Below are 17,683 nucleotides of genomic sequence, written 5' to 3' on the forward strand. Positions count from 1 at the left end.
TTTATTTATTCATCTAAAAACTTAATATTTTGAATTGTTCCAATAATACTTGAAAGAAAACTTAAAAAAATAGTTTGAATACCTACAATTATCATAACTACAGATGGAATCAAAACTCTGAAGGAAACATTTAGATCATTTATATTCCCGTATCCTTCTTGTCTCCAATCCATAAATAAATTTAAGCTTGATAAAAAACCTAAAATAAATATGAATATACCCGCTAGTAATCCTTTTTCAAGATTAAAAAAATTAAATATATTTAAGAATTTTTTTTCAACAGGAATTAGTCCTTGATTAATTGCATAAATTCGACTTAGAAAAGAAAAGCTTAATATTTGATAACTTAATATTATTCCAGCACCACAATAGGTTAGAGTATGCAAATCAAAAGTTAGTTCTTTTGCATGAATAGGATTGATACTTATTATTATAAAAAAAAGTGTTGATAGTAAAAAGAAGAACATTCCTGGATAAAAGAATAACCATTTAGGACTATACATTAATAAGAATTTTAAATGTCTCCATCCATCTCTCCATGTCCTTAAATGTGGAGGTCTACTTCTACCATCTTTTGATAATATTGTCGGTACTTCGGTAATTTTTAATTTAAAAATACTAGACTTTACAACCATTTCAGAAGCGAATTCCATCCCAGTAGTTCTGAGTTCAAGCTTTTTAATACTATCTTTTCTGAATCCTCTTAAACCACAATGAAAATCTCTTATTTTAATTTTGAAAAATAATCTACCAATAAATGAAAGTACAGGATTACCAAGGTACTTGTGTAAAAAAGGCATGGCTCCTTTTTTTATACCTCCTTTAAATCTATTTCCCATAACTAAATCATAACCTTCCCTTAATTTTAAAATGTAAGGCATTAAGTTTGAAAAATCATAACTGTCATCAGCATCTCCCATAATTATAAATTTACCTCTAGCTGCTTCTATAGCTCCCATTAAAGCTGCTCCATATCCCTTTTTGTTAATATGTACCAAGCGTGCTCCATTTTTCTTGATTAATTCAATTGAACCATCTTTACTTCCATTATCACCAACTACAATTTCTCCAGATATATTATTCGTTAATAAGAATTTTTTTGCTTTTTTAATGCATATTTCTATCGTTTCCGCTTCATCTAAACAAGGAATTACTATAGATAATTCTATATTATTTTTTTGATCAATCATAATTATTTTTTCTTAATAGTTAAATTGAATTAGAAGTTTCTTATAATTAAAGTTTTATACCTATAATTTTAGATCCAAATTCTTTTTAAAGCTAAGTATTTTAATTAAATGTGTATTATTAATTTTTGGTAACATCTCGTCTAAAAAAGTGTTACCAGTGTTGGCGTAAATTTAATAAAAAAAGACGAATATTAGCTAAGTTAAGATATTTTCTAAATTAGAAAATGGAATGATTTTTCTGAAATTATTAACATAAAAACGTGAAAATTTGTTTTTTGCTTTTTATCCTTTTTTTTTGTTAAAATAGAAAAGTAGGTATTATTTATAAAATCAATTTATTTCCTTTATGAGTAAATAAAAAACAGAAATTTTTTATCTAATTTTATAAATAAATAATTAGTGGTAATTCAGGCCTTAAGTCAAATGATTTTTTTTGAATATTATTATCAAAATATAATTCCATTAAATGTACATTACTTTTTTTAACTGATAATCTTTCAATTTTGTTTACAGCTTTTATAGTTTTTGTTTTTAAATCTAAATCTGTTGAAGTAATAATAATATTTGTTAATTTTTTTGCCCCATTCGGGTGCTTATAAAACTCCCTAGCAAATGCGTATTCATTTGGAATTTTTTTTAAATCAGACAATGTTTCAAATTTTTCTGATTCTATTTCAGGATATACAACAAAAATAGAAGGTTCTTTAAGGTTCTTTTTTGAATTCTTAGCTGAATAAATATACATATTTTCCTTCATCCATTTTTGATGGTAGCTTATTTTTTCAAATGGAATTTTTTCTATGTCATAATTTTTTATTTTTAAAGCTATACTAAAAGGTGAGGCTCCATTGTTTCTGAAATTTGCTCTTTCTATAAAATCAAGCTCTTTATTTTTTAAATTATTGTTCTCTAATTCTTTTTGATTATAGACAAAAATAAGCTCCAAATAACCATTTAAAAAATGGAAGTATTTTCCTGATGTACCTTGCCCTAAATGAATTTTAGATAGAGAATCGGGAACAGATGTAAACCCAATATCAGTTAATTTTTTTTTTGCTTTTTTGGGATTATCAACCCAAATATTGAAATGGTCGAATTGTAAATTAGATAAAACATTTTTTTTTGCTTTTTTAGTATTAGATTCTCTCTCTTCATACTTACAAGAGAATAAACTAATTAATAAAAATAAAAGTATAAAGCGATTACAAAATAGTTCTTTTTGGTACATTGTTATTATTTTATGTATGTATTACTTAGTGTCTTTTGTTCTAGAATAAATAAAAAACATTTGTTTTAGCTTTTAGTATATACTTTTAGAACTACTATTAAGATAGTAATCAAATGTATTGTGTTTGTTAACAATGGTTCTTAATTTTTCTATTTACGGAGTATTTTTTCCATTTTACGGCCTTTTGCTAACTCATCTATAAGTTTTTCCATTCGCCTACATTGTTTATACACTTTAAATTGATCATCTATTTCTTCAATTCGATAACCACAAACTACTCCTTTAATCATGTGTGCATTTGAATGTATTTCTGCTTTTTCAAAAAATGTTTTAAATGTTACTTTCTCTTTAATAAGTGTTTGCAATTTATTTTCATCAAAACCAGTAAACCATTCTATTACTTGATGAAATTCTTTTTTTGTTCTACCATTCTTTTCTAATCTGTTCCAATAAAGAGGGTAAATAGAAGCAAAAATCATATTTGCAACTTTTTCATTTTTTTCAGTTGTAACCTTCATTTTTTAAGATTTTAAATTGGTTTTAATAATAAGTAAAAGCACAATGCAAGATAATAGAAAATTATCTGATTTTTGAGGTGGTACTTAACCAAAATCTTGTGTTATAAATAGTTTATAATTCATATTTAAATAAAACTCTATGTTCATTTATTCCATCATAATTTTCAAAATATGAAATCCCATCTATTTCTTTATTTCCTTTTTGAATTGAAAAACCTAAACTTTTATGAAAATTAATCGAGAGTTTGTTTTTAATAGAGGTTACACATTCTATTTCTTTTAATTTTAAACATTTAGCCTCTTTAAAAAAGTGAGCATATAGTTTTTTCCCTAAATTGAGTTTCCTAAATTCTGGATTTACCCCAATAAAATGTACATAACCTAATTTTGGATTATCTTGAGATATAAAACCAATAATGAATCCTAATATTTGATTTTGATCTTTTACAATGAAACTTGTATTAGTAAAATATTTAAAAAATAGCCGAGGCAACATATCTGTCATCTTTCGGCCTCCCCACCAATTATTTAATTCATTTATTATAAAATTATAATCTTCAGGACTTATCTTAGATATTTTAGCATTCATAATTTTAATTATCTAGAACATATTCTTATAAAATTAATTGAGTTTTCAATGACTAAATTTAGTAAATATATTACAAAAAGAAAGTCACTGATACTTTTTTGTGAGATTAACTTTATACTGTATTTTTTAGCTTCCAAATAATCTCGTTTGACTCTTTTTTTATTTAGTATTTTAAAAATAAATAAAATTTTTACTTTTTTAAGTTCTGATTAGGGGGCAAAAAAGGAATTACATAATTAAAATATACTATTTTAAGTCAAAATTTTTTTACTATTTTTCAGAGTAACTTCTTAATTAGATACAATAATTTTGCTTAGTTACAAAAGGATTTTTTTTTCTCTAAAAGAACTCATTTAATTAATTATATTTTTTTAATATTTTGTAAAAGAATGTTTTTTATCAATAACAGCAATTTTCAGATTGTTATAAATTTCACCTCTTATTAAATTAGCCATATGAAATCAAATAATAATTTAGAAGATATTAATGGGTTAGATCCTGAGAATTGGGAAGAAATGAGAGAACTTGGTCATCAAATGATTGATGATATGATTTCTTTTTTAAAGAATATTCATCTTGAACCAAGTTGGAAAGAAATTCCAAAAGATACTAAAGCATATTTTAAAGAAGATTTACCTGTGGAACCTCAGAATTCTAAAAAGGTGTATCAAGATTTTAAACGGTATATATTACCATATCATAAAGGAAATATTCACCCGAGATTCTTTGCTTGGGTTCAAGGTTCAGGAACCCTTATGGGGGCTTATAGTGAGATGTTAGCTGCTGTTATGAATCCAAATGTAACTATTGGTGAGCATGCAGCAATGTATGTTGATGAGCAGGTAGTAAAATGGTGTAAGCAAATGCTTAATTACCCTAATTCTAGTTCTGGAATATTATTAAGTGGAGGATCTATGGCAAACATTACTGGATTAACTGTTGCAAGGAATGCTCATTCAAATTTAATTCGTGAACACGGTATTCAAAAGAATAGCAAAAAATTAGTAGTGTATTGTTCTGAAGAAACACATAGCTGTATTACTAAAGCAGCAGAAATAATAGGAATAGGGAATAAATTTGTTAGGAAGATTAAAACAAATTCAGAGTATGAAATGGATTGCGATAAACTTTTAGAACAGTTACTTTTAGATATAAAAGAAGGGCTACAACCATTTTGTATTGTTGCAACTACAGGTACAGTGAATACGGGTGCAATTGACCCTTTAGAAGATATTTATAACATTTGCAAAAAATATAATTTATGGCTTCATATTGATGGAGCTTATGGAGCCTTAGCTAAATTAGACCCCAATATAGCACCAAAACTTAAATATATCGAATTAGCAGATAGTGTTGCTTTTGATTTACACAAATGGCTTCATGTTCCTTATGAATTAGGATGCTTATTGGTGAAGGATGCTGATACTCATAGAAGCACTTTTGCTATAACACCAAACTATTTATTACAAACTGGAAGAGGATTAGCTGGAGGTTTAGATGCCATTAATAACTATGGTTTCGAATTATCGAGAAGCTTTAAGGCATTAAAAGTTTGGATGAGTTTAAAGGAAACCGGAATTAAAAAACATGCCCAATTAATTTCAAAAAATAATGAACAGGCAAAATATCTTGAAAGCAAAATACTTAAAAGTAATGAATTAGAAATATTAGCTCCTGTAACAATGAGTATTGTTTGTTTCAGATATTTCAATAAAAAATTAAGCATGGAGAAAATCAATAAATTAAATGAAGAAATCATCATTCAATTGCAAGAAAAAGGAATAGCTTCTCCATCCTCTACAATACTTAATGATAAGTATTGTATTAGGGTTTGTATCGTAAATCATAAAACTAAAAAAGAAGATTTAGATTTTTTAATAAGTGGAGTTATTCAACTTGGTTCTGAAATTTTAAAAAATAATTTCTAAGATTATTTTTTGTATAAGTGATTTTCTTTAAAACAAAGGAGGTTTTAGTTGTTGATTATCAGTGTATAACCTTGTTTTTTAAGTTTTGTTGTTTTATAATTTTGTTGTAACATTTTGCAATTTGTAATACAATTATTAAACTTAAATTATTTAAAAATGAAAACTTTAGAAAAGACAAAAGAAGGAATAATTAATGAAGGGTTATCTGAAGAATCTTTTGAAGGGGTAGAAGTAAATTCAGAAAATGAATTTACAGAATTTGATGAAAACAATAATGAAGAAGCTGCACTAGATGATTACCATGAAGTAAGTAATGAAAATGAAACTATACTTGGTGAGGATACCGATAGTGAAGAACCTTTTTTAGGAGGTAATTCAGAATTGAATGAAAATGTTATTGAAAATACTGAAGACGATACTTTAGAAAAAATAGAGGGCTATGATTATTCTGTTGTAGATTCTAAAGAAAATACACCTCAGAGCATAGAAGGGGAGGGATTAAATGCTTATTATGGTAGTTATGGTGATGCAGATTTAGCTGAGTTAATGAGAACTGAAAGTGGGCAAAAAATGGTTCAAGAAGTTGTTATTGGTAAAGATGATCGTAAAAAAATAAATGGAACTACAAAATACCCGTGGAGAGCTATTTGTTCTTTAAAAATTAAAGCTAAAGATGGAACTAGTTGGATAGGTACTGGTTTTTTTAATAGGACCAAGAACTGTAATTACTGCTGGACATGTTGTTTATATGCATAAACATGGTGGATGGGCAAAAAGTATAGAAGTAATACCTGGACGTAATGGAGCAAGTAAACCCTTTGGGTCATGTAAAACAAGTCATTTCCACTCTGTAAAAGGATGGACAAAAAGCAAAAAAAGAAGTAATGACTATGGAGCTATTATTTTACCAAAAAACTGTAAGTTTGGAAACAAAGTTGGTTATTTTGGCTATGCAAATTATAACTTTTTCAGTTTACTTGGTTTAAAAGTAAACTTATCAGGATATCCTGGAGATAAACCAGCAGGAACACAATGGTGGCATTGTAGAAGAATTAAATTAGTTACACCTAGAACTTTAGTGTATAATATTGATTCTGCAGGTGGACAAAGTGGCTCTCCAGTATGGAAATATAAAAATGGTAAAAGATATGTAGTTGGAATTCATACGAATGGATCTTCACTAGGAAATTCGGCTACAAGAATAACTTCAGCTGTTTATAAGAATCTTAAAAATTGGAAAAATAAGTATAAATAAAATAGTATTAAACTAATAAGGAGGCTGTCTAAAAGGGTGTTAATCGAATATAAAAATCTTTTTAGATAGCCTTATTTTTATTATGAATAAAGTTACAGGAACAATTGTAGATAAAATATCAAATAGTCCTATATATGAAGCAGTAATTCTATTAAATAATGTGAAATTTCCATCAAATGATATTGCCCAATTAAGTAATAAAAAGGGAATATTTAAATTGGTAAATTTAGAAGTAGGGGAGTATACTATTCAAGTAATAGCAGAATCATATAAAAGTGAAATTTTAAATTTCAAGTGTGAAATAAACAGTGAAATAAATCTTGAAATACTATTAGAAAGCAAAAAATAATAAATTTATTAGATCTAAATGTTGACATAAGTATTTATATTTTAAAGAATTCCTAAAGTTAATTTAGCTTCTTCACTAATCATTGATCTATTCCAATTTGGTTGCCAAGTTAATTCAACTTCCACTTTATTAATCAATTTTAATTCTTCTATTTTTCTTTTTACTAGTTGTGGTAATGTTTCAGCAACAGGGCAAGATGGTGATGTTAATGTCATTGAAACATGTACACTATTATTTTCATGAATAATAACATCATATATTAATCCTAATTCATAAACATCTACAGGTATTTCAGGATCAAAAACTTCTTTAATTTTTTTTATTATTTCGTTTTGTAATTGTTTATTTATTTCCATATTCTATTATTTAATTTTTCTTTTCAATTTCTAGTTTAAAACCATTACTCAATGCTATTATTCTTAACAAAGAGTAATGGTATTACTTTAAAAATTAGTTTATCTTTTTCCTTTTATAATTATATATAGTTTCTGAGATGGTAAACCAACAGAAGTAATATATACCAATAGAGAAAATAATATCACCTATCATGCGTAACCATTTTAAAGTTTGAACAACAGGAGAGTATAATAATTCAGCATCTCTTGCAAATGAATAACCTTGAGTAATTGATATATAAGCTTGAATTATACCAATAGGCAGTAAACTAAATAGAACCATAGCAATTAAGCCAATATTTAAAAACCAAAAAGCTCTTTTTAATTTTTTACTTTCCCAAGTTCTATTAGAATAAAATCGTAAGCAAATTATAATGAACCCCATACCTAACATTCCATAAACACCAAATAAAGCAGTATGTGCATGAACAGCAGTTGTATTTAATCCTTGAATATAGTACAATGCGATTGGAGGATTAATAAGAAATCCAAACACACCAGCACCTATAAAGTTCCAAAATGATACAGCTATAAAAAAGAAGATAGGCCATTTATATTTTTGCATCCATGGCTTACTTTTTAAAAGTGTCCAACTCTCTTTTATTTCAAAACCCATAAGGGTTAGTGGAACAACTTCTAAAGCACTAAATGTTGCTCCTAAAGCAATTGCTTGAACTGGAGTTCCTGAATAATATAAATGATGTAAGGTTCCTATTATACCTCCGGCTAAAAATATGGTTGCAGAAGCAATAGAAACTCTTCCAGCTGTTCTTGCAGAAATTATTTCCATTTTTGAAAAAATAAAAGCAATAACAACTGTTGCAAAAACTTCGAAAAAACCTTCAACCCATAAATGAACTAGCCACCATCTCCAATAGTTAATAACAGGTAAACTACTATTTTCTCCATACATTAGTCCTGAGAAAAAGAACATCCCAATTGCAACTACTGATATTAATAAAATTGTAAGTAATTGTTTAGAAGCATCATTTTTACGAATAGCATAAACAATATGCCTCCCAACCATAAACACCCATAGTATTAAACCTATACCTAAAAATAGTTGCCAAAATCTACCTAAGTCCATGTATTCATAACCTTGATGACCAAAGAAAAAATTAGTTGTTAAATCTAAAAATTGATGAACTCCTAACCATTCTCCTAACATAGATCCCAAAACAATAATTAATAGCGCAACAAATAAAAAGTTTATTCCAAAAACCTGATACTTAAATTCTTTTCCAGAAATCATGGGAGCTAAGAATAAACCTGTAGATAACCAAGTTGCAGCTATCCAAAATACAGCTAATTGGGTATGCCAAGTTCTAGTTATAGAATAAGGTAAAAAACTAGCTAAGTCAATACCAAAAAAGGCTTGTCCTTCTACTGTGTAATGAACTGTTATAATACCTAAAACAACTTGTAAACCAATTAATAATGAAATTACAATAAAATATTTTAAAATTGCTTTTTGTGAGCGTACTAATTTCATTCCTGTCAAAGGATCAGTATTCGGTTTAGTTATTACATCACCTTTTTCATGATTTCTTAAATAATAAAAAGTTAAGATTCCTATAAAAAGAAGTAACAATACAATTGATAACCCTGACCATATAACTGAATCTTTTGTAATGACATTGTCTATTAAAGGTTCGTGAGGCCAATTAGAGGTATATGTATAATCTTTATTAGGTCTATTAGTACTCGCCGCCCAAGAAGTCCAAAATAGAAAAGCATTTAATTGTTCTAATTTAACAGAGTCAGTTAAAGCTCCTTTAGGTATAGCATATTCTTCTTTACCATCAGAAAAAATAGATGTATAATGTTTTACATTAGATTTAATAGCTGCTAATCTTTCTTTTGATATTGTAATTATATTAGTACTAGCATTAAATGTATTGGTTTTAATATCATTGATTAAACGTGCTTTAATAGCTGCTTTTCTTTCTACATTCAAGCTGTCATATGGTACTTGAAATTCTGTCTTTGACCAATGATTTAGTAAATATATAGCTTCTTTATGTATCCAATCTGCTGTCCAGTCAGGAGCTACATAACTACCATGTCCCCAGATAGAACCAACTTCCATTCCTCCAATAGATTCCCAAACATTTTGCCCTGTTTGAATGTCTTCTTTTGTGTAAATAATTTCTCCAGAATTTTTTATAACAACCTTTTCTGGAATAGGCGGTTGTGTTTGATATACTTCAGTTCCTACCCAAATTAACGCTATAAACGAAAGGGTTACAACACTTATAAATGCGATCCAAGTTTTTCTCATGGTTTCTATTAATTTTGTAGAGTTTTTTCTAATTCTACTCCTTTTTTAAATAATATGTTATTTTCTAAATGAATGTGTTTATGTAAATCTTCTTCAAATTCTTGTAATAATTGATAGGTTACTTTATATGTATTACAGGCATCTACAGGAGGAGAGTAATTATTACTTGATTCAGCAATTTTTCTAAATCGATGCCCTTCATTATCATGCTCTTTATGCATCATTGCTATCGGACTTTTTATACTATCAAACTGATTACTAGAAATAGTCGACTTGTTTTTACTAGCTTCAACTAATTTTTTGAAATAAGGGAATAGAATTAATTCCTCTTTTTTCATATGCATTGTTAAATCGTTAGCACTTTCAGTAAACAATTTATATATTTCAAATAGTTCAGGGTGACATATACCATGAACTTTACATAATTTATCAAGATACAATTTTAATTCTGGTATCGTTTTTTCTATGTATTTATGGTGTTTGTTGTAAATATAATCTGAAAGAAAATCTATATCCCAAGATTGGTAATTGTTGGTATCAACTTCTGTGTTGAAACAATTATTTAATTTGTTTATTAGTATATTTTCATTAATATTTTTGGTATTGCAAACAGTTTCTATACTTCTATTACCATTGCAGCAAAAATCTATACCATATGATTTAAAAATAGTAGCTGATTTGTAATTTTCTGCAACAATAGTACTTATTAAAGTGTTTTTATTAATATTCATTACTTTATGTTTTAAATGTAATTAATGATTTTAATGAAGGATATTTTGTTGTAAGTCATTGTTTTTTTGATTTTAAAAAAAGGGTAAGAGTTCCCAATAAGCTCTTTTACTCGTGCTTTTATGATATTTAATAAGATGTTGGGTTTATTGTTTGTTTATGAATTAAAAACAGTATTTAATTCATTTATTCATTCATTTTGTACAGTTAATTTCTTTAATAATTTAATTCCAAACATGAAAAGGCAAACTATTTTTATTACTTCTAATAAAATATATATTAAGTGAGCATTACTTTTACTTATAGTAATGCCTTGAATGATTTTCTCCGCTCGTTCATTTAAAATAGGTAGTAACCAAGTTGTTTGTATCAAAATTATTGCAACTACTATTAGAAATGAATAGTGAATTAGTTTACTCTCTTTATTGTATAATGATATAATATGTACTGATATACTTATTAGAAATATAATTTCCATAATATTTAAGGCCCTAAAAACTAATTGTCCAATACCTAAACCAAGTTCAGTAGTCATGTTTGGTGCTTGAAATTTTAACCAAGACTCCATAAAACTTATGGCGCCTACAAAACCAATCCATATAAATGTTATAACTATAATTTTTTTCATAAAATATATTCGGATCTTTTTATCTTTTTTGAAATTGTTTTTTTATCTTTTTAAAAAAAATGTATCAATATTCATATCATTAACTAGCATTAATAATGTGGTATTGTTTAACATTGATTTAAGTTTATTTCTAACTTCAATGAATTGAAAATGTAAGGGGCATGGTGATTTATCATTACACTCTTTTAAACCTAAACCACAACTAGTAAAAATAGAATCTCCATCTAAAACCTTTACAACGTCGCTCAACTTTATAGTATTCATTTTAAAATCTTCTATAACGAAACCTCCATATGGGCCTTTAATAGATTTTACTATATCTTTTCTAGTAAGCTGCTGTAATACTTTGGCTGTAAATGCTTGTGGAGAATCTATAGCACTTGATATAGTTGATAAACTCACTTTGATATCTTGAGCACTTTGTTGAGCAATAAAAATTATAGCCCTTAATCCATATTCACATGATTTTGAAAACATCTATTTAAATATTATACGGCAAAGTTAGTATATAATTTCATAAGAGACAAATTTATCCTTTATAAAAAAAAGCTTTATTTTTGAAGTGAAAATTATTTATAAATTATAATTGAAACTAAGCAATATAAATATTAAATAGATTTTTTAAAAGAGAGTATATATTTTAGCGTATTATGCGAAATAAATATTTAAATAATTTAAAACTTGCTATAATTCAATATGAAAACACTAGAAAATCAAAAATATAATTTTAAAAGAAAATTGTTTTGGAGGTTTATATTTTTATATATAATTCTTTATATTTTTCCTTATGGATTTGAATATATAAATGAGTTAAATCCTGAAAATATTTCCTTTTGGAAAGGAATTACTATTTGGTTTGGACAAACGTTTTTAGGTTGGGAATTTTATATTAATAATTTGCAAAATGGCTTTGATTCAAAATATGATTATTCAAGGTTTCTATTAATCGTATCCATTTCAGCAACAGGCTCTGTAATTTGGCTTTTTATAGATTCAAAAATAAAATATTCATACACAAATAAACTAAAAGTTTTATTACAAACTATTCTTAGATATCATATAGGTTTAACTTTAATTCTTTATGGCTTAGCTAAAGTGTTTTTATTGCAATTTGGTTCTTTAGATATTAATGATTTAGAAAATAATCTTGGAAATCAAAGTGGAATGGGTTTTTTATGGAAGTTCATGAGTTATTCTGATTTCTATTCAATAAGTACAGGGTTGATAGAGGTTATAGGTGGTGTTTTAGTATTATTTAGAAGAACAACTTTTATTGGGGCTTTTATTTTATTTATAGCCATGGTAAATGTAGTACTTGTTGATATAGGATATGATGTTAGTGTTAAAATGTTTGCTATTCATTTATTATTAATGACTGTTCTTTTAATTTTTGATAATTTAAAACAGCTAATTAATTTTTTCATCACCAATAAACCAACAATACCATATAATTTTGCTCCCCTTTTTAATTCAAAAAAAATTAGATATGGTTTGAAAGGAATTATTTTAATATATTTTATAATATCATTTAGAAATAGTTTTAAAGAAAGAATAAGGACTGAGAAGAACCCAAATAATATAGAAATGACTGGAATATATGATATTGATATTTTTATAAAAAATAGAGATACTATAAATAGTTTAAATGGTGATAGATTAGAATGGAAAACTATGAGGCTAAATTGTAATAAATATTACCCTAAACATGTTGTAATAAAAAATAGTGATGGTCAAACACAATGGTTTAAATTTGAAGAAAATGTACTAGATAAAACAATAACTTTTAAACCTATTGAAAATGCTTCAGGAAGTGATTATTTATTTTTTTATAAAAAAACAGGTAAAAATAAATTTACTTTTTCTGGAATTTATAAAGGTGATACTTTATCGTTTTCAGCTAAATCAAAAACTTTAAAAGATTATTTACTTACTAAAAATGAAACACAATGGATTAGAGATTTAGAATAAATATCTACTTAAATAGTATAAAAAAAACACCAATAAAAGAGTTACATTTACTAAGATTTTATTGGTGTTTTTTGTTAGAAATTAAAAACTAAATTTATTGAATTAAAACAAGTTTCTGACCAATTTTCAAGGTGCTTGATTTTCTAATTGAATTTGTTTTACAAATTGAAGTTATAGATATTCGATGTTTACTTGAAATTTTTGAAAGAGTATCTCCTTTTTTTATAACATATACTTGTTTTGTCTTTTTACTCTTTTTAATAGCCTCTTCATAGGTGTTACAAATCAAAATAGAACTTTGCCTTTTTGAATTATGTATATATGGAGTTACCCAATTTTTAGTTACCCATATGTTTTGAGATCGTATGTTGTTTTTTTCATTAAAAGAAAATAAATATTCAGGATATATATAAGTTCCTTTAAAACTAACTTCAAGGTGAAGATGGCTACCTCTTGCATTTCCAGTTGTACCTCCTTTACCTATTATTTGCCCTTTAACAACTGTATCATTTACTTTTACTAATTGTTTAGATAAATGAGAATAAGATGTTTCTAATCCATTATAATGCCTTACAACTACAACTTTTCCATGTCCTGAATGGTAATTTACATAACGTACTTTTCCATCAAGCATCACCTTAACATCATCACCAGTTACTAAGTCGATATCAATTCCTTTATGAGCTCTTCTTCTTCGCCATCCATAACGAGAAGTTATAACTTTTTTTCTATCAATAGGAGAAGAATAAAGGCTGTCCTTAAAAACTATATTAAAAGGATATTTTTTAATCTTAATTTTATAAGGGTTATAAGTAGATGTATCCCAATTCTCTTCCATAAATGAATTTGATATACTATCTTTTACTATGTTTTTAAAGTTTAATATTGAATCTATATTATATTCAAAAATTTGATGAATTTGTCCATAATTATTTGTGCTTAGAAACAGTATTAAAAAGAATGCAAATAATGATTTCATATATTTTTATTAACGTAGTTATAAGGTTCTATTTATGAATAGAACCAATGGTTTGATTAAAACTTTTATTTAAATACAGGTAATAATGATTTAAATAGAAAAATTATTTAATAAAATTTAATGGGTTTAAACGTTTACCATTTTGTTTTACTTCATAATGTAAGTGTGGACCTAATGAACGTCCTGTGTTTCCTACAAAACCTATAATATCTCCTTTTTTTACTTTTTGATTTTTAATAACATTAAAATCATTTAAGTGTGCATACCATGTTTCGTAACCATTGGCATGTGTAATTATAATTAAGTTCCCCCAAGCATTTTCAAGAGAGGCTTTATTAATAATACCGTCAGCAGTAGCTATAACAGGAGTTCCTATAGAAGCTTTAATATCAATGCCTCCATGAACAACTTTCTTTTTTATAATTGAGTTTTTTCTAAATTTTCCAAATAGACTTGTAATGTCTTTTTTTGAAGCATTTTTAACAGGAAATAGGGAAGGAGGGTTACTTACTAGATTTGATATATTTATTGTTTTTATAAATGAATCATTTGTACTTGATGGTTTGGTAAATGCTAAAGTTAGTATAGTGAATACAGGAAAAAGCACTATATATATAAGTTTAGATAGGTTTTTAGATTTAGGTTTTGTCATCATAGTAATTCTTTTTTTTAGTATTGGTTGATTAAAGTAGTTGTATAAATTATTTGGTTTTTGAATTTCAAGACTTTGTAATAATAACTCCATATATTGTGAAGTTTTAATTCCTTTTTGAAGAACTCCTTTGTCAGCTTGAAATTCATGAATAGATTTGAGTGATTTTCTATAAAAATAGAGTAACGGATTAAACCAAAAAAAGGAGATGTAAAATTCACTTAAAATAACATCCCAAGAATGTTTTAGTTTAATATGTATTTTTTCGTGTTCTACAATTTGTTGATTATATTTTTTAAATTCTTTTTTAGGAATAAATATCCATTTGAAATATGAAAATATTTCTGGAACATCAGCAAATACTAACTTATATCCATCTTCTCTTTGAATTATTGACTTATTTTTTATAATAAATATAGATCTTGTATTAATTAAAATTCTGATTAAATAAACAATAACAATCAAAAAATAAATAACTATCAATATTGAATTGAAATTTAAAAATGAAGAGGCTAATTCTTTTTGATTACTATCAAATACTTGGTGATTTTGAGAATTAACTATATACTCAAATAAGGGAACTTCTATAATTTTTGAAGATAAAACAGGAAACAAGTTACTTAAAATAGGTAGCAAGATAGAAACAGGAAGTAATAATATTAATATTCTTCGATTTATAATATGAAAAGTTAATCTGTTAAAAAACAGTATGTATATAAAGTATAATACAGAAAAAATACTAGTTACTTGTATTAGGTATACTAAAATATTACTCATTTTTTGCTTTTAATTTTTCAATTTTACTTTCTAGCATTCCTTTCATTTTTTCTAACTCTGTAAGATTTAAATCTTCATTATTAGTAAAAAATAATGCAAATTTACTAGCAGATCCGCTAAAAAAATTACCTATCACATCTTTCATGTGTTTTTTGAAATAAGTATCTTTTGATATTCTAGGATAATACTGCCTTACTTTACCAAATGTTTCAAATTTTAAAAATTCTTTTTTAACCAATACTCTTACTACCGTTGATATTGTAGTGTAGGCTGGTTTAGGTTCAGGGAATTCTGCTACTATATCTTTTAAAAATGCTTTTTCAAGTTTCCAAGCATATTTCATTACTTGTTCTTCAGCTTTTGTTAATTCATTCATAAGGCAAATATATAAATATTTTTAAATTACGACTACAAATATAGTAATATAACTATATTTGTAGTCATAAAGTTTTCTTAATAGGATAAATTATAGCGGTGTATTTTTTAAAAATTATTATTTTTGATGAAAAGAGTTTAATAAATATGTTTCAGAAATATTTAGTAGCAACTATTTTAATAGTTAATGTGTTTTTTAGTTTTGGTCAAAGTAAAGATTACCAGGAAATAAAAGCTGAAAAAATAGAGAAAGGATCCGTTTTTACAAAAATAATTAATAAAGAATTACCTGCTAAAGTTATTTATGAAGATGACGATATAATAGCTTTTTTACCTTTAAGATTACAGGCTAGAGTACATGTTCTGATTATTCCTAAAAAAGAAATTCATACAGTTAATGATATTACAGAAAATGATGCTTTAGTTTTGGGAAAGTTATTTTTGGTAGCAAAAAAGATAGCTAAAGAGCAAGGCATTGCAAAAACAGGATATCGCTTAACAATGAATGTAAATGAAGATGCAGGGCAATCTGTTTTTCATTTACACTTACATTTATTAGGAGGTGAGAACTTAGGTCCTATGATGAAAAAATAAATATTTTTTGAACTACAATAATTATTTTAATCCATTTAATGTTCTGTTTAAGCTACGAATAGTAATACCTAAATAATTGGCAATATCATTTTTAGAAAATATTTTATCATAATCCGGATAATTGTGTTTTAGTTTTAAAATATTTTCTTCAATAGAGTAGGATTGTTGAAAAGAATGCCTTGGTGCTTTATAACCTATTTTTAAAGCCATTGACTTTATTACTAATCTATTAAATAAACGATCATTATCAAGCAAATAGTTGTAGTTTTTATATGATATTTTGTAAACAACGACTTTTGATATTGCTTCAATAGAACAATAACTTAAATTCCCACTAAAAACTTCTAATTCACCAAACTCCATTCCTTTACCTAAAAATTCTTGAATAAAATCTTTTCCATTTTCATCAGATAAATAGCACTTAGTTATACCATTTTTAATGATATATAATGATTGATATCTTTTTTGTTGCTTTAATATAACTTCTTTTGGGTTATAATTCTCTAATAAAAAAAAGTTAGGATATTTTTCATTTAATAATTCAATGTATGTTAAAAAATCAACGTTAGTTCTAATCATTTTTGAGTTGGGACAATTGTCCTTTTTTAAAATTTCTAATAGGAAGTAATTTGCATTGTAAAATTATATAATAAATTAGAAATACAAATAAGAATGAATACATTATTACAGCAAATTCAATTTATAAAAGAAATAGATAAATTAAAGTATATACAACGTAAAACAAAGTTGTTTAATAGTGATAAACATGAAAATGATGCAGAGCATAGTTGGCATTTAGCTATGATGGCTTTAATTTTAGTTGAACATAGTAATGAAGAAATTAATCTTTTTAAAGTACTGAAAATGGTATTGATTCATGATATTGTTGAAATTGATTCAGGTGATATTTTTATTTTTGATACAACTAAAAATCATAATAATACTGAGGAAGAATTAAAGGCAGCGAAAAGGATTTTTGGAATGTTACCAGAAATTCAAGCTAAAGAATTTATTGATATATGGTTAGAGTTTGAAAGAGGGGAAACAAATGAAGCAAAATTTGCAAAAGCCATGGATCGGTTTGAACCTATTTTACAAAATGTTTCTAATAAAGGAGGAACTTGGAAAGAATACAATGTGGCTAAAGAAAAAGTTATAGAGAAAACCAAGCCAGTCATTTTGGGATCTAAAGCTATTTGGGATTACTCATTAGAGGAAATAGAAATGTCGTTTGAAAAAATATAATGT

At 26.0% G+C, this 17,683-nt stretch carries 20 protein-coding genes; 7 read left to right on the forward strand and 13 right to left on the reverse strand.

What is annotated here, in order from left to right:
- Positions 1–5: 5 nt before the first annotated feature.
- The 4 genes from BLV71_RS14005 to BLV71_RS14020 all read right to left on the reverse strand — a co-directional run bounded on the left by BLV71_RS14005 (position 6) and on the right by BLV71_RS14020 (position 3,525).
- Positions 6–1,190, reverse strand: a complete 1,185-nt coding sequence (locus BLV71_RS14005; RefSeq protein ID WP_093871147.1) for a glycosyltransferase family 2 protein — start codon at positions 1,188–1,190, stop codon at positions 6–8.
- 382 nt (positions 1,191–1,572) lie between these two features.
- The gene (locus tag BLV71_RS14010) at positions 1,573–2,418 is read right to left on the reverse strand and encodes a hypothetical protein (protein WP_093871148.1); all 846 of its coding nucleotides are present in this window, start codon (positions 2,416–2,418) and stop codon (positions 1,573–1,575) included.
- 149 nt (positions 2,419–2,567) lie between these two features.
- Positions 2,568–2,936: a DUF2200 domain-containing protein gene (locus tag BLV71_RS14015; RefSeq protein WP_093871149.1), complete on the reverse strand. Its 369-nt coding sequence runs from the start codon at positions 2,934–2,936 to the stop codon at positions 2,568–2,570.
- Positions 2,937–3,048: 112 nt separating this feature from the next.
- Positions 3,049–3,525: a GNAT family N-acetyltransferase gene (locus BLV71_RS14020; RefSeq protein ID WP_093871150.1), complete on the reverse strand. Its 477-nt coding sequence runs from the start codon at positions 3,523–3,525 to the stop codon at positions 3,049–3,051.
- Positions 3,526–3,980: 455 nt separating this feature from the next.
- Between BLV71_RS14020 and BLV71_RS14025 the strand changes: the two genes are divergently transcribed.
- The 4 genes from BLV71_RS14025 to BLV71_RS14040 all read left to right on the forward strand — a co-directional run bounded on the left by BLV71_RS14025 (position 3,981) and on the right by BLV71_RS14040 (position 7,057).
- Positions 3,981–5,453, forward strand: coding sequence for a pyridoxal phosphate-dependent decarboxylase family protein (locus tag BLV71_RS14025; protein WP_093871151.1), 1,473 nt, complete (start codon positions 3,981–3,983; stop codon positions 5,451–5,453).
- A gap of 156 nt (positions 5,454–5,609) precedes the next feature.
- Entirely contained in the window at positions 5,610–6,209 is a 600-nt protein-coding gene (locus BLV71_RS14030) for a hypothetical protein (protein ID WP_093871152.1), read from the forward strand.
- The gene (locus BLV71_RS14035) at positions 6,202–6,708 is read left to right on the forward strand and encodes a trypsin-like serine peptidase (RefSeq protein WP_255405205.1); all 507 of its coding nucleotides are present in this window, start codon (positions 6,202–6,204) and stop codon (positions 6,706–6,708) included. The genes BLV71_RS14030 and BLV71_RS14035 overlap by 8 nt, the downstream gene beginning before the upstream one ends.
- Before the next feature lie 82 nt (positions 6,709–6,790).
- A complete protein-coding gene (locus BLV71_RS14040; RefSeq protein WP_093871154.1) occupies positions 6,791–7,057 on the forward strand; it encodes a carboxypeptidase-like regulatory domain-containing protein in 267 nt (88 codons plus the stop codon).
- A gap of 41 nt (positions 7,058–7,098) precedes the next feature.
- On the opposite strand, the gene BLV71_RS14045 is transcribed toward BLV71_RS14040, so the two are convergent.
- The 5 genes from BLV71_RS14045 to BLV71_RS14065 all read right to left on the reverse strand — a co-directional run bounded on the left by BLV71_RS14045 (position 7,099) and on the right by BLV71_RS14065 (position 11,567).
- Positions 7,099–7,413 carry an iron-sulfur cluster assembly protein gene (locus BLV71_RS14045; RefSeq protein WP_093871155.1) on the reverse strand — a complete coding sequence of 105 codons (315 nt, stop codon included), beginning with the start codon at positions 7,411–7,413 and terminating at the stop codon, positions 7,099–7,101.
- A gap of 94 nt (positions 7,414–7,507) precedes the next feature.
- On the reverse strand, positions 7,508–9,733 hold the full coding sequence (locus BLV71_RS14050) for a nitric-oxide reductase large subunit (protein ID WP_093871156.1): 2,226 nt from the start codon (positions 9,731–9,733) through the stop codon (positions 7,508–7,510).
- Between the two features lie 8 nt (positions 9,734–9,741).
- Positions 9,742–10,464 (reverse strand): iron-sulfur cluster repair di-iron protein, encoded by a 723-nt coding sequence (gene ric / locus BLV71_RS14055; RefSeq protein ID WP_093871157.1) that lies wholly within the window; start codon positions 10,462–10,464, stop codon positions 9,742–9,744.
- Positions 10,465–10,652: 188 nt separating this feature from the next.
- Positions 10,653–11,090, reverse strand: coding sequence for a hypothetical protein (locus tag BLV71_RS14060; RefSeq protein ID WP_093871158.1), 438 nt, complete (start codon positions 11,088–11,090; stop codon positions 10,653–10,655).
- A 42-nt stretch (positions 11,091–11,132) separates the two neighbouring features.
- Positions 11,133–11,567 (reverse strand): RrF2 family transcriptional regulator, encoded by a 435-nt coding sequence (locus BLV71_RS14065; RefSeq protein ID WP_093871159.1) that lies wholly within the window; start codon positions 11,565–11,567, stop codon positions 11,133–11,135.
- Positions 11,568–11,786: 219 nt separating this feature from the next.
- Between BLV71_RS14065 and BLV71_RS14070 the strand changes: the two genes are divergently transcribed.
- Positions 11,787–13,058, forward strand: a complete 1,272-nt coding sequence (locus BLV71_RS14070) for a DoxX family protein (RefSeq protein WP_093871160.1) — start codon at positions 11,787–11,789, stop codon at positions 13,056–13,058.
- Positions 13,059–13,152: 94 nt separating this feature from the next.
- Here the strand turns inward: BLV71_RS14070 and BLV71_RS14075 are convergent, their stop codons facing one another.
- From BLV71_RS14075 to BLV71_RS14085, 3 genes are all read right to left on the reverse strand, one after another.
- Entirely contained in the window at positions 13,153–14,037 is an 885-nt protein-coding gene (locus tag BLV71_RS14075) for a M23 family metallopeptidase (protein WP_093871161.1), read from the reverse strand.
- 103 nt (positions 14,038–14,140) lie between these two features.
- Positions 14,141–15,466, reverse strand: a complete 1,326-nt coding sequence (locus BLV71_RS14080; RefSeq protein WP_093871162.1) for a M23/M56 family metallopeptidase — start codon at positions 15,464–15,466, stop codon at positions 14,141–14,143.
- Positions 15,459–15,842 (reverse strand): BlaI/MecI/CopY family transcriptional regulator, encoded by a 384-nt coding sequence (locus BLV71_RS14085; RefSeq protein WP_093871163.1) that lies wholly within the window; start codon positions 15,840–15,842, stop codon positions 15,459–15,461. The genes BLV71_RS14080 and BLV71_RS14085 overlap by 8 nt, the downstream gene beginning before the upstream one ends.
- A gap of 146 nt (positions 15,843–15,988) precedes the next feature.
- Here BLV71_RS14085 and BLV71_RS14090 point away from each other — a divergent pair, with 146 nt between their 5' ends.
- Complete coding sequence (locus BLV71_RS14090; protein ID WP_093871164.1) at positions 15,989–16,435, forward strand: histidine triad nucleotide-binding protein; 447 nt, start codon at positions 15,989–15,991, stop codon at positions 16,433–16,435.
- 21 nt (positions 16,436–16,456) lie between these two features.
- Here BLV71_RS14090 and BLV71_RS14095 read toward each other — a convergent pair whose 3' ends face one another.
- The gene (locus BLV71_RS14095; protein ID WP_093871165.1) at positions 16,457–17,014 is read right to left on the reverse strand and encodes a Crp/Fnr family transcriptional regulator; all 558 of its coding nucleotides are present in this window, start codon (positions 17,012–17,014) and stop codon (positions 16,457–16,459) included.
- A gap of 87 nt (positions 17,015–17,101) precedes the next feature.
- On the opposite strand from BLV71_RS14095, the gene BLV71_RS14100 reads away from it, so the two are divergent.
- A complete protein-coding gene (locus tag BLV71_RS14100) occupies positions 17,102–17,680 on the forward strand; it encodes an HD domain-containing protein (protein ID WP_093871166.1) in 579 nt (192 codons plus the stop codon).
- Positions 17,681–17,683 lie beyond the last annotated feature (3 nt).

The sequence above is a fragment of the Tenacibaculum sp. MAR_2010_89 genome (assembly GCF_900105985.1).
Taxonomy (GTDB): Bacteria; Bacteroidota; Bacteroidia; order Flavobacteriales; family Flavobacteriaceae; genus Polaribacter; species Polaribacter halocynthiae.

Bases quoted from the DNA above. Each gene is read 5' to 3' on its own strand.
- BLV71_RS14060 (WP_093871158.1), bottom strand. From the start codon at position 11,090: ATGAAAAAAATTATAGTTATAACATTTATATGGATTGGTTTTGTAGGC.
- BLV71_RS14025 (WP_093871151.1), top strand. From the start codon at position 3,981: ATGAAATCAAATAATAATTTAGAAGATATTAATGGGTTAGATCCTGAG.
- BLV71_RS14040 (WP_093871154.1), top strand. From the start codon at position 6,791: ATGAATAAAGTTACAGGAACAATTGTAGATAAAATATCAAATAGTCCT.
- BLV71_RS14005 (WP_093871147.1), bottom strand. From the start codon at position 1,190: ATGATTGATCAAAAAAATAATATAGAATTATCTATAGTAATTCCTTGT.
- BLV71_RS14020 (WP_093871150.1), bottom strand. From the start codon at position 3,525: ATGAATGCTAAAATATCTAAGATAAGTCCTGAAGATTATAATTTTATA.
- BLV71_RS14075 (WP_093871161.1), bottom strand. From the start codon at position 14,037: ATGAAATCATTATTTGCATTCTTTTTAATACTGTTTCTAAGCACAAAT.
- BLV71_RS14050 (WP_093871156.1), bottom strand. From the start codon at position 9,733: ATGAGAAAAACTTGGATCGCATTTATAAGTGTTGTAACCCTTTCGTTT.
- BLV71_RS14085 (WP_093871163.1), bottom strand. From the start codon at position 15,842: ATGAATGAATTAACAAAAGCTGAAGAACAAGTAATGAAATATGCTTGG.
- BLV71_RS14010 (WP_093871148.1), bottom strand. From the start codon at position 2,418: ATGTACCAAAAAGAACTATTTTGTAATCGCTTTATACTTTTATTTTTA.
- BLV71_RS14045 (WP_093871155.1), bottom strand. From the start codon at position 7,413: ATGGAAATAAATAAACAATTACAAAACGAAATAATAAAAAAAATTAAA.
- BLV71_RS14090 (WP_093871164.1), top strand. From the start codon at position 15,989: ATGTTTCAGAAATATTTAGTAGCAACTATTTTAATAGTTAATGTGTTT.
- BLV71_RS14035 (WP_255405205.1), top strand. From the start codon at position 6,202: ATGCATAAACATGGTGGATGGGCAAAAAGTATAGAAGTAATACCTGGA.
- BLV71_RS14065 (WP_093871159.1), bottom strand. From the start codon at position 11,567: ATGTTTTCAAAATCATGTGAATATGGATTAAGGGCTATAATTTTTATT.
- BLV71_RS14095 (WP_093871165.1), bottom strand. From the start codon at position 17,014: ATGATTAGAACTAACGTTGATTTTTTAACATACATTGAATTATTAAAT.
- BLV71_RS14080 (WP_093871162.1), bottom strand. From the start codon at position 15,466: ATGAGTAATATTTTAGTATACCTAATACAAGTAACTAGTATTTTTTCT.
- ric (WP_093871157.1), bottom strand. From the start codon at position 10,464: ATGAATATTAATAAAAACACTTTAATAAGTACTATTGTTGCAGAAAAT.
- BLV71_RS14015 (WP_093871149.1), bottom strand. From the start codon at position 2,936: ATGAAGGTTACAACTGAAAAAAATGAAAAAGTTGCAAATATGATTTTT.
- BLV71_RS14070 (WP_093871160.1), top strand. From the start codon at position 11,787: ATGAAAACACTAGAAAATCAAAAATATAATTTTAAAAGAAAATTGTTT.
- BLV71_RS14030 (WP_093871152.1), top strand. From the start codon at position 5,610: ATGAAAACTTTAGAAAAGACAAAAGAAGGAATAATTAATGAAGGGTTA.